General features: G+C 39.3%; 15 protein-coding genes and 1 pseudogene. 4 read left to right on the top strand and 12 right to left on the bottom strand.

Annotated features, from left to right (window positions below; translation table 11 throughout):
• Nucleotides 1-21: 21 nt before the first annotated feature.
• Entirely contained in the window at nt 22-1383 is a 1362-nt protein-coding gene (locus DNK84_RS05865; RefSeq protein ID WP_119343616.1) for an L-serine ammonia-lyase, read from the bottom strand.
• 73 nt (nt 1384-1456) lie between these two features.
• Between DNK84_RS05865 and asd the strand changes: the two genes are divergently transcribed.
• Complete coding sequence (asd, locus tag DNK84_RS05860) at nt 1457-2317, top strand: archaetidylserine decarboxylase (RefSeq protein ID WP_235826839.1); 861 nt, start codon at nt 1457-1459, stop codon at nt 2315-2317.
• A gap of 63 nt (nt 2318-2380) precedes the next feature.
• On the opposite strand, the gene DNK84_RS05855 is transcribed toward asd, so the two are convergent.
• From DNK84_RS05855 to DNK84_RS05805, 11 genes and pseudogenes are all read right to left on the bottom strand, one after another.
• The gene (locus DNK84_RS05855) at nt 2381-2698 is read right to left on the bottom strand and encodes a hypothetical protein (protein WP_119343615.1); all 318 of its coding nucleotides are present in this window, start codon (nt 2696-2698) and stop codon (nt 2381-2383) included.
• A gap of 91 nt (nt 2699-2789) precedes the next feature.
• Nucleotides 2790-3065 (bottom strand): HPr family phosphocarrier protein, encoded by a 276-nt coding sequence (locus DNK84_RS05850; RefSeq protein WP_119343614.1) that lies wholly within the window; start codon nt 3063-3065, stop codon nt 2790-2792.
• Nucleotides 3062-3457 (bottom strand): PTS sugar transporter subunit IIA, encoded by a 396-nt coding sequence (locus DNK84_RS05845; RefSeq protein WP_119343613.1) that lies wholly within the window; start codon nt 3455-3457, stop codon nt 3062-3064. The genes DNK84_RS05850 and DNK84_RS05845 overlap by 4 nt, the downstream gene beginning before the upstream one ends.
• Nucleotides 3454-4347 carry an RNase adapter RapZ gene (gene rapZ / locus DNK84_RS05840; RefSeq protein ID WP_119343612.1) on the bottom strand — a complete coding sequence of 298 codons (894 nt, stop codon included), beginning with the start codon at nt 4345-4347 and terminating at the stop codon, nt 3454-3456. The genes DNK84_RS05845 and rapZ overlap by 4 nt, the downstream gene beginning before the upstream one ends.
• Nucleotides 4348-4469: 122 nt before the next feature.
• The gene (gene ispD / locus DNK84_RS05835; RefSeq protein WP_119343611.1) at nt 4470-5165 is read right to left on the bottom strand and encodes a 2-C-methyl-D-erythritol 4-phosphate cytidylyltransferase; all 696 of its coding nucleotides are present in this window, start codon (nt 5163-5165) and stop codon (nt 4470-4472) included.
• Nucleotides 5162-5485, bottom strand: a complete 324-nt coding sequence (locus DNK84_RS05830) for a septum formation initiator family protein (protein WP_119343610.1) — start codon at nt 5483-5485, stop codon at nt 5162-5164. The genes ispD and DNK84_RS05830 overlap by 4 nt, the downstream gene beginning before the upstream one ends.
• Nucleotides 5486-5694: 209 nt before the next feature.
• A pseudogene (gene eno / locus DNK84_RS05825) lies at nt 5695-7053 on the bottom strand (phosphopyruvate hydratase); the annotation flags it as partial.
• A gap of 85 nt (nt 7054-7138) precedes the next feature.
• Nucleotides 7139-7753 carry a ribosome biogenesis GTP-binding protein YihA/YsxC gene (gene yihA, locus DNK84_RS05820; RefSeq protein ID WP_119343608.1) on the bottom strand — a complete coding sequence of 205 codons (615 nt, stop codon included), beginning with the start codon at nt 7751-7753 and terminating at the stop codon, nt 7139-7141.
• Nucleotides 7743-8291 carry a low molecular weight protein-tyrosine-phosphatase gene (locus DNK84_RS05815; protein ID WP_235826838.1) on the bottom strand — a complete coding sequence of 183 codons (549 nt, stop codon included), beginning with the start codon at nt 8289-8291 and terminating at the stop codon, nt 7743-7745. Before DNK84_RS05815 ends, yihA begins: the two co-directional genes overlap by 11 nt.
• Complete coding sequence (locus DNK84_RS05810; protein ID WP_119343607.1) at nt 8278-10398, bottom strand: ATP-dependent helicase; 2121 nt, start codon at nt 10396-10398, stop codon at nt 8278-8280. The genes DNK84_RS05815 and DNK84_RS05810 overlap by 14 nt, the downstream gene beginning before the upstream one ends.
• Before the next feature lie 9 nt (nt 10399-10407).
• Entirely contained in the window at nt 10408-10761 is a 354-nt protein-coding gene (locus tag DNK84_RS05805) for a hypothetical protein (protein ID WP_119343606.1), read from the bottom strand.
• A gap of 140 nt (nt 10762-10901) precedes the next feature.
• Between DNK84_RS05805 and rsfS the strand changes: the two genes are divergently transcribed.
• The 3 genes from rsfS to DNK84_RS05790 all read left to right on the top strand — a co-directional run bounded on the left by rsfS (nt 10902) and on the right by DNK84_RS05790 (nt 13369).
• Nucleotides 10902-11249, top strand: a complete 348-nt coding sequence (rsfS, locus tag DNK84_RS05800; RefSeq protein WP_119343605.1) for a ribosome silencing factor — start codon at nt 10902-10904, stop codon at nt 11247-11249.
• A 76-nt stretch (nt 11250-11325) separates the two neighbouring features.
• Nucleotides 11326-11952, top strand: a complete 627-nt coding sequence (locus DNK84_RS05795; protein ID WP_119343604.1) for a phosphatase PAP2 family protein — start codon at nt 11326-11328, stop codon at nt 11950-11952.
• A gap of 139 nt (nt 11953-12091) precedes the next feature.
• Nucleotides 12092-13369, top strand: a complete 1278-nt coding sequence (locus DNK84_RS05790) for a cation:dicarboxylate symporter family transporter (protein WP_119343603.1) — start codon at nt 12092-12094, stop codon at nt 13367-13369.
• Nucleotides 13370-13474 lie beyond the last annotated feature (105 nt).

The raw sequence follows: 13474 nt of genomic DNA, 5'->3' as shown, positions 1-13474 counted from the left end.
AATCGTTTTGCAGGGATTTTCTCAACAAGCAGGTAAATTTACCGCAAGCCCACCTAATGACGTTTCTTTGTATTTGGCAGACATATCCCTACCTGTTTCTTTCATTGTCTTGATCACCTTATCAAGACTGACATGATGCTTGCCATCGCCCAATAAAGACAATTTTGCACTGTTAACCGCCTGCACAGCTCCCATAGCATTTCGCTCAATACAAGGGATTTGCACCAGGCCACCAATGGGATCGCATGTCAAACCAAGGTTGTGCTCCATACCCATCTCAGCGGCATTTTCCACCTGCTCGACACTGCCACCTAATAAGGCACAAATGCCCGCTGCCGCCATAGAACACGCCACACCGACCTCGCCCTGGCAACCTACTTCAGCTGCTGAAATAGACGCTCCTTTTTTAAACAATATTCCAATGGCTGCCGTTGTTAAAAGGTAATCTATTATTTCTTTTTCACCGGCATCAGGGTGTGTCTTTAAATAATGCTTTAACACAGCAGGAATAACACCTGCCGCACCATTTGTTGGCGCGGTAACCACTTTACCTCCTGCTGCATTTTCTTCATTAACAGCAATCGCAAACACATTAAGCCAGTTGCTATCGCTAATATCAACATTCATCTCTAATAAACGCTTTTGCAGTTTTTCTGCACGGCGATTAACCAAAAGCCCGCCTGGTAATTGCCCTTTATGTTGAAGCCCATTCTCAATGGACTGATTCATTACCTGCCAGATATTCAACACACCAGATTTTACATCTGCTTCATCCTGGTGCGCACACTCATTGGCCATCATCACTTGGGCAATTGAGAGATTATGTTGTTTACATATATTAATAAGCGTTTGCGCGCTTTGAAAACCAAATGGAACATCATAGCCATCAACTGGTGCTGGGTCATTTTGCTGTTCAATCTCAAACTCATCTAAAATAAAGCCGCCACCGACTGAGAAATAGGTGACATAAGCAAGTATCTCCTGGCCATTAAACAAGGTAAATTTCATGCCATTTGCATGTTGAGGCAGCGTTTTTTTATAGTGGAAAACAACATCCTCATCCGGATTAAATGCAATTGTTTTCACCCCTAAAAGTTTTATTTTTTTTGTTTTGATAATATCTTCATAACAAGCTTGGGCTTTACTAATTTCAACACTATGCGGCTGGAAGCCTGCAGCACCTAATACCACCGCATAATCTGTTTTATGCCCTTTTCCTGTCAAAGCCAATGAACCATATAAATCTACTTTAAAATGCGTTGTTTTTTCCAGCAAAGCCTGATGATTGGTTAAAAACCGAAAACTTGCACGCATTGGCCCCACCGTATGTGAAGATGACGGCCCAATCCCAATTGAAAATAAATCAAAAATACTAATATTCATTTAAAACTCCCCAGCATTCTTCTTTTGTGATGCAACAATAAAACAGTAGGCGAGAAAAGTAAAATCATTTACAATGCTAATAAAAAAATTCTCATCACCTATGCGCAAGAACACATTTTTCATTTCTATGCAGAAGGTCTTACCTCAGGCGTTATTATCACGTATTGCAGGCATGCTTGCAAACACCAAACAATCTTCGGTCAAAAATTTTCTGATCAAACTTGCCATCAAAAGGTTTGGCATAGATCTCAGTGAAGCTATCCGGCAATCCCCTGATGATTATCAAAGCTTTAATGATTTTTTCACCCGAAAACTCAAACCCGAAGCCCGTTTAATTGACCAGGATAAAAATACCATCACCTCCCCAGCTGATGGTGAGATGACGCAATGCGGTAAAATACACGATAAGCAATTAATTCAAGCCAAAGGTAAAGGTTTCAGCGTTGACCACTTAACAGCACAATCCTCTACCACCAGTTTCACGGATTTTGCAACCATTTATCTCTCCCCAAAGGACTACCATCGCGTTCATATGCCAATGGATGGACGCTTAACAAAAATGGTTTATATCCCAGGCAGGCTTTTCTCTGTTAACGCATTAACAAGCCAACACATCGATGCGCTTTTTGCTAAAAATGAACGCCTGGTATGCTATTTTGAAACCAGCATTGGTGAGATTGCGGTAATATTTGTTGGTGCAATGCTTGTTGCTGGCATTGTGACAAGCTGGCATAAAATGGTCACACCAAACTATATGAAGACAATAGAAAGTTGGGATTACTCACAGCAAAATATCTGTTTTGCAAAGGGAGAGGAAATTGGTTATTTTAATTTTGGCTCCACCATCATCTGTTTATTTCCAGATAACCATGCAACATGCATCAATCAGGAAAAGCACGTTCAAATGGGGCAGATAATCGCCAAGATCAGTTAGTCCTAATTCATATCTGCTGGGCGGCTATACAGCCGCGCAGCATTGCATTTAGCCTTGTAATGTCTAGCTTACAACCGTATACTGCTGTGATGTTTTCAAACGCCAGCAACGGCTTAAAACATTATATTTATTAAGACTTTTCTGGCGGAACATTTTCATGAAATTATCACGTTTTACCGTTTTTTCAACCGCACCGGATTTCAGTTTGATATCAAAACGATTCGCCCATTTGCGAATTGTACCATGCTTAAAACCCAGCATCTTCTCAGCATCCTGATAAGTCATCCCTTCATCGGCACAACGCTGCAGGACTTCACGTGAAGAACATGAAAAACGTTGCTGGATAATATGCTCGAAACTTCCTGTATATTGATTTGCCATGTTTTTTCCTCTTTTTATACTCGACCAACTTGCTGTTAACTGCCATATTAAAAAAGCAAGATTAAGAAAAGCTTAAGGCAAACAAAAAAAATTAATTTTCTTCGCCAAACTTATTTTCAATCAATGCTTTAATCGCCTTGGCAGCTTCAACTTCATCTGAACCTGACACGGTTACTTTAACTGAAGTCCCGCATCCTGCTGATAACATCATTAATCCCATAATACTCTTGCAATTAGCCGTTAATCCGTTTTTCATTATACGCAAATTAATATCACTTGCAAAGCGAAGTGACAAACTCACAAGTTTTGATGCAGCACGCGCATGAAGCCCCAACTGATTGCAAATCACCAGATCTATCTCAATCACTCTATATTTCCTTGTTGTAAAACAATACAAGCACGCGCAGCGTCATGTACTTTCTGAGAAATATCATTCAAATCACTATTTTGATAATACGTTAATGCTTTTAATAGCATTGGCATATTAAGCCCACTAATAACCGATAAATTTGTTGTATCTGTGAAAAACTGGGTAATATTTGTCGGTGTCGCCCCAAACAAATCCGTTAATACCAAAAAACCATCGACTTCAGGGATCATTAAAAACGCCCCTTTAACACGCTTTAATAGCCTTTTTTGGTCATACGCACAAGAAGAAACCGCTTGCACATATTGGCGATCAAACTCAACCAGGCGTGAAGCTACATCTAACATTGCCTGACCGATTTGCCCATGTGTAATCAGCACAACACCAATCATTTCCCCAACTCCCTATGTGTAACAGTAATATCAGCAAAAACACTACCCAAATGTTTTTCTAAACGATCAACGATAAAAACCGAACGGTGTTGGCCACCTGTGCAGCCAATACCAATTTCAATATAGTCTCGCCCTTGCGCTTGATGCTGTATACACCATTTATTCAAAAATAATGCGATATCTTGTATCATTGCTTCAACGCTATCTTGATTTGATAAGTAATCAATCACAGGCGCATCTTGACCGGAATAAGCGCGTAATGCCTTGTCCCAATAAGGATTCGGCAGGCAGCGTACATCAAAAATATAATCTGCCTTTTTTGGCATGCCATATTTAAACCCAAAGGAAAACAAATGAATTTCAGTACTTGAATATTTTTGCGTAAGCGTTGACTGTAAGCGCTTGACGATAAGCGTTTTAAGCTTTTGTACGCTAAGCGTTGTGGTATCAACCGTATAATCAGCCATTTGCGCATAATGCGCTAGAGCACTTACTTCAGCCTTAATCGCTTGAGGTAAATGCTTGATTGTTACTGAAAACGGATGACGCCGACGTGTTTCACCATAGCGCGCTAATAAAACCTCAGGATCTGCCGTAACAAACCAGCGCTGTATTGTAACATCCACACTTTCAACCAGGCGATCAAGATCAGTGAGATTTTCACTGGATAACGAGTCCGATGACAAAGAAATCGCCGCTTTAATGCCACCTGCTTTATTTATCTGTTTTAGATAGTCAATCGTTTGCACTAACAAAAAACACGGCAAGTTTTCAATACAAGTAAAACCTTGATCTTCCAGAACATTTACTATGGTTGACTTTCCCGCACCTGAGACACCTGCCACAATAATTATTGAACTTTGCGATGGATCCACGTCAAGCTTATACATATCTTGCAATCATCATGCTAACAGTTTAACAAAACTTTATCAGCAACAATACTACTTTTTACTATTTTGCACACAGCTTCTCCTTATGTTGTTTCTGCACCTCATCAAGCCTCATACGCATCTCACTTAAGCAGTGATAGAAAATAATTGGCTAACACTAAATCTTCTGGCTTTGTTATTTTAATGTTGCGCTGATCGCCCTCTACCAGAATTGGCTGATGATCCAAAGCTTCTACCGCTGAAGCATCATCAGTAACTGTAATATTATTTTGTAGACAAAAATAATACGCCATTAAAAGTGTGCGATAACGGAAGACCTGAGGTGTCTGCGCCAAATAAATATACGCGCGATCCAGTGTTTTATCGATGGCAAAATCCTGATTTGCCCTTTTTACCGTATCAGTGGCCTGTACAGCCAGTATGCCACCGACCTGGTTTTGTGCACGTATGAGTGCATATAAACGCCGAATATCATCTAATTGAACGCAAGGCCTTGCTGCATCATGGACAAATATCCAGTCATCATCCTCAGCAAAATTTTTAAGCCCCATCAGTGCATTTCGCACACTATCACGCCGCTCAGCACCACCATAACACAGCTTTATTTTCTCATTATTGCAATGGATTGAGTCTTTCCAATAAGGATCTTCTCTTTGAACCGTCACCACGATAAGGTCAAAAAACGCACCTGATAACAACTGGTTTAACGTCGTATCCAATACTGTCAGACCATTATCAAGCTTGAGATACTGTTTTGGTATTAAATGGTTCATCCGCCGTCCAAAACCACTGGCTGGAACAATGGCTATTCTTTTCATGCGTGATCTTCTTTTAAGTCAATTTTCGCTTTATTATTTTTAGGCACAAATTGATAGAATAGCTCACCTTCTTTAATAAGCCCAAGGTTCTTGCGTGCCAACCCCTCAAGGACTTCATCACTATGACGCAGTGATAAAATCTCATCATACATCTTATTGTTACGAAACTGAAGTTTTTCATTTTGCCGCGCCTGGTTTGTCACTTTACTTGAAAGTGCGCGCACGGCAAAAAGACCAGAGCGACTCCACCACAAATCATACTGCAGTGCGCCGATAAGCACAATTAAAACGCCAATAAAGATGAAATAACGATTAATCATTCCGTTTTCGGTTTGCTTGTTCCTTTGTCATTGCTGCTGCTTTGCTTTTCATCTTCAACAATGACGATTGCATCTTCAATTTTTGCTTCTTTTTTGATGTTTTCTTTCTCATCAATCACTTCAACCACTTCCTGTTCAACATCAAAAGCTCCCGTTTGCAACTGATCCTGTACTTTTTTGTCATGGTTTTTGTGTGTTTCGTCTAAAGCTTGCTGATTATCTTCTGACACGAAAGGCTCAATAACACTTTCCTCATCTGGTTCATCCGATGTTTCTGACACACCATCAATAAAATTAAACGCCTTAATGCCTGGGTAAATTGCATATTCACCCAATTCTTCTTCAATTCGCAATAATTGATTGTATTTGGCAATACGATCAGCACGCGATAAAGAACCTGTTTTGATTTGCCCGGCACCAGTTGCCACAGCAAGATCAGCGATGGTTGTATCTGACGTCTCACCTGATCGATGCGAGACAACCGATGTATAACCAGCTTCTGCAGCCATTGCCATTGCCTCAAAGGTCTCACTTAACGTACCTATTTGATTGAGTTTAATTAAAATAGAGTTTGCAATATGTTTTTCTATTCCTTCTTGTAGGATCTCACTGTTTGTCACAAAAAGATCATCCCCGACAAGCTGAACTTTATCACCTAAGCGCTCAGTCAAAAGCTTCCAGCCTTCCCAGTCGTTCTCTGCCATCCCATCTTCAATAGAGATAATTGGGTATTTATCAACCCATGCAGCCAAATAATCAACGAACTCAGCGGACGTTAGAGTCTTATTTTCTGAGGCCAAATGATATTTCCCATCACGATAGAACTCACTACTGGCTAAATCTAATGCAATATAAACGTCCTCACCTGGTGTATAGCCTGCTGCCTTGATCGCTTTTAACAGCATCTCTACAGCCATTTCATTGGAAGGCAAATCCGGCGCATATCCGCCTTCATCACCGACACCGGCGACACTATAGCCATGATCAGCCAACACTTTTTTCAAAGTATGAAAAATTTCAGAGCCACAACGAAGTGCATCAGAGAAACGCTCAAAACCAACTGGCATGATCATAAATTCCTGCATGTCAACATTATTATCCGCATGCTCTCCACCATTGATTACATTCATCATAGGAACAGGCATAATATATTCTTTTGAATTCATCAAATAGCGGAAAAAAGGCTTTCTTAAATGTGAAGCACCTGCTTTAGCACAGGCAAGTGAAACAGCCAAGATTGCATTAGCACCTAAGTTCCCTTTGTTTTCTGTACCATCAAGCTCAATCATGGTTTTATCGACAAGTCGCTGATCCAGCGCATCAATACCAATTAAAGCTGCTTTGATTTTTGTATTAACATTTTTAACTGCCTTTAGAACACCTTTACCCAGATAAACAGCGCTATCGCCATCGCGAAGCTCTAAAGCCTCCCTTGTACCAGTAGAAGCACCAGATGGAACGGCTGCTCGACCAAAAGCACCTGATTCCAATATAACATCAGCCTCAATCGTTGGATGGCCACGAGAGTCCAGAATCTGTCTTGCGACAATATTTGCAATTTTTGACATCATAATGTTAACCTTACTTTTTTATTACATTGCTTTTGTTACCTGTGCATAAGAATACCAATATTCATCCTAAAATCCTAGGATTTTATCCTATTGCTGTATCTTGTTCTTCATACCATTGATCAAGCTTTTGCTTTAACTTATCCAAACCGGTTTTTTTTGTCGATGAAAAAAGCTGAAAACTGATATTCTCTGAGGCTTTCAACTGATTGAGATAATCGCTGAGTAACCGCTCTGCCTTGGCTTTCTCACTGTTGTTTAATTTATCTGCTTTGGTTAATAAAATATGCAGATTCAACCGGTGCGCAATAGCAGCCTCGACCATCATACAGTCAAATGACTTGATTGGATGGCGTGCGTCAACTAAAAGCACAACACCTTTTAAACATTGTCGCATCGTTAAATAATGCTCTAATGTTTGTTGCCAGTTTTGTTTTACCTTTTCTGAAACTTTGGCATAACCATACCCTGGCAAATCAACCAGGCGCTTATTATCACCTAAATCAAACAAATGGATTAGTTGTGTTCGCCCTGGGGTTTTACTCACTCTTGCCAATGATTTTTGATCGGTCAGTGCATTTAACGCGCTGGATTTCCCGGCGTTTGATCGCCCAGCAAATGCTACTTCTATACCATAATCCTCCGGCAGCTGTAAGAACTTTGCCGCCCCCATGATGTATGTTGCTTTTTCATATTTCATTAAAGTGCTTCTTTTTCAGTGTTTTTAACAAATTGCGACATGCGGTATCGATCATTAAATAAACCCGATCAAATCCATTATCAAAATATGGATCAGGGACATCATCATAAGCGATCTCTGGGGCATAGTCTAATAGCTTGGTCACCTTATCCATGTGCGCTAAACTTGGCGCGATGGTTTTCATATCCTGAATGTTTTTATCATCCATGGCAATAAGGTAATCAAAGCTTATAAAATCTTCAACAACAAGCTGACGCGAGTGCAAATCAGAGATATCACAGTCAAAACGATGTGCTGTTTCCACCGATCTTGCATCTGCCAGATCGCCTTTATGCCAGATATCAGAATGTGTTCCGGCAGAGTCAATCTCAAACAATGCCTGTAATTGCGCTTGCGCCACTAATGTACGAAAGATACCATGTGCTGTGGGTGAGCGACAGATATTCCCCATGCAAACAAACAATAATCGTATTTTTGTTAAGTCTTCTGTGTCATGGTTCATTTTATTTTTGGCTGTTATTGCATTAAACGGTTTCACTTTGTAGCCTTTGCCAATAATTTGCCACTATCTTATTACATTTTGCATAATTATTCATTTGCTTTGTATCATTTTCACTAAAAGCATGTAAGAAGTTTTGTACCTGCCATAATTTGCTTTCATATAAAAATCGTACCGAGTTTGTCTTTCGTAAACTTGCCGGATAACCACCTGGTGCACTTTTAAACCAGTCATCCAGCTTGGCAATATCATTGCCAGCGACAATGCTTAAACGCATACAAGCACGTGTAATGGCAACATAAAACAATCGTCGTTCACTTTCTATTTGTGTCGGTGTTGGCTTATCATCACCAAAAAAGCTTCCCTCTGTCATATCAAACAACACCACATGGCGCCATTGAAGCCCCTTGGCCCGGTGTATTGAGGAAATTATCAGCTTATGATCTGTTTTTTGCTGCTGATATCCTAATTGGGCAACTTGCTGCAGTTTAAAGCAATAATCGATAAAATCTTCCGTGCTTTTTTGCTGGGATCTGGCAAATTCATTTAGTGCGCTCACCACATCTTCATCCGAATAAATCTGGTTGTGGCTGGCTTTTTTACGCAAAAAATTTTGCAAATCAAACTGCGTTTGTATGGCTTGTAACAGTTGATATGCAGGTTTTGTTACCGGCATCTGACAAACCGCTTGCCAGGCTTGTGCATACCTTTGAATATTTTCTTGCTGATAGTGCGGAAAGTCATGTTGTTTAAGCAGCGTTAGAAAGGCACTGCTATCATCAGGCGTTTGTGCAAGCATGCCACTTAACTGTTTTAATTGTATGCTATTTAAATACAAACTTGGATAACTTAACATGGCAGTGATAAAGCGCCGCCTTTCTTCAAGTGATCGCTTATATAACCCCAAAGCATGAGAAGACAATAATAAATAGCCAAGTAATGCCTGAGTAATTTTCAGCTCAAACACCCCCGATGATCCCATTACCTCATAGGGTAAGCCATTCTTCAAACAGCTAAGTTCAAACAAAACACCACAGCTATATTTTCGCACCAGCACTACCGTATCATCATACTTGTATTTTCCTTGCTTTACATCCGTTTTAATTTTTTGTATCAGCGTAGATACCTGCCTTTTGCCATAGATATCAATATCGGTTTGTTTGCTCCCAACAGGCCAGGAAAAACAATGTTTCTTATGACGGTTATCATTGTATTGAATCACCTCATTTGACATCATCGATAGCAAATGGCCATAGCGAAAAGTATACGATAAATGATAATGCGTTAATGCAGGAAATGTTTTTGCAAAGCCTTGCAACATATAATAGGGTTTTGAACCCCGCCATTCATAAATGGTCTGATCGACATCACCCACCGCCATGACATAAGCATTTGCCGCAATTGTTTTTAAAAGAAAATGTTGCGCAGAATTAATATCCTGGTATTCATCAACGATGACATGTTGATAGTTTTGCTGGACTTCAGTGGCAAGTTTTTTATTTTTATGCAGCAGCAATGCAGGCTCATAGATTAAATCATCAAAGGTTTTAAGTTGACGTTCTTGACGCAAACGCTCAAAAAGCTGGTAAAACACTTCTACTTTAGTACGTTCTTCAGCGGTTAATTTTTTGCTAAGACTTCCCTGGGAAAAATGGCCAACTTCTGATTTTAGTAATGCAATGTAGTTGCTATAAAGCTCAATTTTCTCTGTCGTAATCTCATCATAGACTTGCAGTAACTGATGTGTTTTTTGTAAGGCAGATCGAACAAGCCGTTCAACCTCAACACTTTTTGTGACAAGCGCGCGCTTTGGCAAATAGCCACAATTTTCAAAATACTGGCTTAAAGAAAATCCAAAGGCATGGAATGTTTTTACCTGAATAATCCCTGCAATATCGCTGCCTAATGCTTGAGATAGCCTTTGATAAAACTCATTACACGCGGATTTGTTGAACATGACCACTAAAATTTTGCTGGCAGGCACGTTTGATTTAAGTAAAAACGCAATCCGACCTATCAGCGTTTGTGTTTTTCCACTTCCAGCAACCGCAGAAACTAAAGCATGACGAGTTAAATCATGTTTAATTACGCGTAGTTGCTCATGGGTATATTTAGGCATCAAATGAATATTTTGTGTATTCTGCATAATAATCGATTACCTTATCGCATTTGCTTTGTGCGCTTTACCATAGGATTTTTGCTGAACAATCTTACCTGAAAGAAGGCATATAGCAACTTTTATAAAAAGCATGAGCATTTTTCCTAACACACCACACAAAAGACCAAAATCTGCCAGAATAAATTTTAGGTAGCTAAACAGCTTAAAAGGTTTTTGATATTGTATAAAAAAACGCAATGGCAACGTAAAAAACATCACGATACTTACCCCAACGATAATGGCACATAAGTGACTTACCCAGATACGATAGGCATCGATCAGCAAATATGCCGCAGCACCAAGAATAAAAAGCCAAAGGCAAAAACAAAGTACTTTGATGCTTGTAATCATAAATATTTAAACCACGAAGATATATTTGTTAAGCATTGTAGCTGGATTGGCCAGCATTTAGCAATTATACTTGCCTGAATTTTGAAGTTATACTAAACTGCTAGGCTTGTGAGAATAAATAAAGAAATAATCAACCAACAATGGAAATACAAAAAATTCTTGATGTTGCCACCGACGCCTTAGAATCTGTTAAAGCAGAATCCATTTCTGTTATGGATGTTGAGCATTTAACGGATTTAATGAGTCATGTTATCGTGTGCACTGCGACCTCAACGACACATGCTAAGTCCTTGGCACAAAAACTGCAAAAATCCGCTAAGGAAAATCATATCGAGATCCTTGGCATCGAAGGGCAAGATAAAAGTGACTGGATCCTCGTCGATTTAGGCGATGTTGTTGTGCATATCATGTTAAAAGAGACACGCGACTTCTACCAGCTTGAAAAATTATGGGATATCAAACCAAGCACACGCCAAACCAATGAATAAAACTATTGGCAACCCGGCAGACGCTTGCTAGCCTTTCTTACATCATTATCATATCCGCATACAAAAAGGAATAGATGTGCAAAAAAGAAGATTAAGCAAAATCACTTTAGTTTATGGCATTATCACGGCGTTTTTATGCCTAATAAGCTATTTTTTTATTGATCGTATACTGGCACTATTTATTCAACAAAACCTGCTTGATTATCGATTTGTATATACCATCGGAAAGCTCTTAGGCAAAATTTTTGACCCTTCTGTCTGGGCTGTTGTATTTATCATTTTATTCTTATGCACAATGTGGCAGTTTTTTATTTTAAAAAAACCGAACAAGCGCTTATATGTATTTACGCTATCGCTTTTTATTGCCATTGTGGTTGCAAGTATTTTAAAATACACTTTAGCACGCTATCGACCTGACTTATATCTTCAGTATGGTCAATATGGCTTTCACTGGTTTTCAAGACAACATGACTTTAACAGCTTCCCATCAGGTCATGCTGTCTTAAATTTTGCAGGCTTGTTAGCGCTTGGGTATTTTCTAAACAGAAAAAAATGCACTTATATTTTCATTGCCCTTGCTCTTATTATCACCCTATCGCGTGTGATGATGGATGCACACTTTTTAAGTGATATATTCGCAGGAAGTTATATTGGGATATTTTCCTACCTTTGGGCAAAGTCTTTGCTTGAACCTAAAGATTAACGTATAGATTAATCAGTTTTACTTATCATTATTATCAGAAATAAATCATGAATTTCTTTTGCCAAGTGATAAGTCCTCTCATATGATGAGAGATCAGCGCATTTAATAGTTTATAAGTAGTAAGGAAGGATTTAGTAAGATGGCAGCAGTTTTATTTTTAGTTATTATTGGGTTACTCATTGTTGCACAACTACGAGGTGTAAGTTTTAACATCCGTGCGGTTAGTGCGCTTATTATTGGTGTTGTATTTGGTATTTTAATTAAAACAACCGGCTTTGATTATCATAGCGACACATTAACGCAATTATTAAAGTTATTTAGCAACACCTATATAAACCTGTTAAAAATGCTTATCATACCACTGGTTTTCACGGCAATTGTGCATGCTATTGTTAATCTTCGTCACCATGAAGGAAGTTATCTGACTAAAATGGTCGCAAAAGTTATCATAATCCTGTTACTTTTGACAGGTATTAGCGCCGTTATTGGTGGTTTTGTGGGCAAATGGATGCACATTGGCATAAATCGCGAATTTATCGGGACACTAACAATGCCTGCAGATAAGGATCACAGCATTGTTTCAACAATCTTAGGCATGCTGCCAAGTAACCCTGTTAGTGCAATGGTTAATAATAATGTGATTGCCGTGGTTATATTTGCCGCTTTTCTTGGTGTGGCCGCACTTCGTTTGCATAAACAGGAAAAAACAGCTGCTGAGCCCTTCATCCAAATCATTCACTCAACTTTTTTTGTTGCCAAAAAGCTTGCCAGCATGATTATCGCTTTAACACCCTATGGTGTCTTTGCGCTTATGTCGACCATGACAATACAGCACGGTCTTAGCACTTTATTACAGATGCTAAACTTTATTGAAGCCATGTATATTGCCATGTTTATTGTAATTATCATGCACACCGTTTTAATCACATTAACAGGCACAAACCCGATCACTTATTACAAACATGTCTGGCGTGCCTTATTGGTTGCCTTCTCAACACGCTCAAGCTTTGGCACCCTGCCTGTTACAATGGATGCATTGGCAAATCGTCTAAAAGTCTCTGAAGGTGTTGCGAATTTTGCGCCAAGCATTGGGGCAACTTTAGGGATGAATGCCTGTGCGGGTGTGTATCCGGCAATGCTTGTTATCATGACTTTAGCAATCATAGGACAGCCGATTACCTGGCAGATCATTTTATTGGTTGGTGCGATCAATATGATTGCCTCATTAGGTGTTTCAGGCATCCCAGGTACTGCCTTTGTCGCCGCAGGTGTCACCTTTGCAACACTGGGGCTACCATTTAATATTATCGCACTTGTTCAAGGTGTCGATCCTATCTTGGATATGGGAAGAACAGCGACCAATATCAATGGTGTAATGACCACCGCAGTTATTGTTGATAAAACGACAAAGCTATAGCTAGATTCAAAATTCAAAATTCAAAATTCAAAATTCAAAATTCAAAATTCAAAATTCAAAATTCAAAATTCAAAATTCAAAATTCAAAATTCAAAATTCAAAATT

Origin of the sequence: Facilibium subflavum (genome assembly GCF_003574485.1) — a bacterium.
GTDB classification, from domain to species: domain Bacteria; phylum Pseudomonadota; class Gammaproteobacteria; order Francisellales; family Francisellaceae; genus Facilibium; species Facilibium subflavum.
Note: the sequence above shows the minus strand (reverse complement) of the source record. Positions and strands in the feature narration are given on the sequence as shown.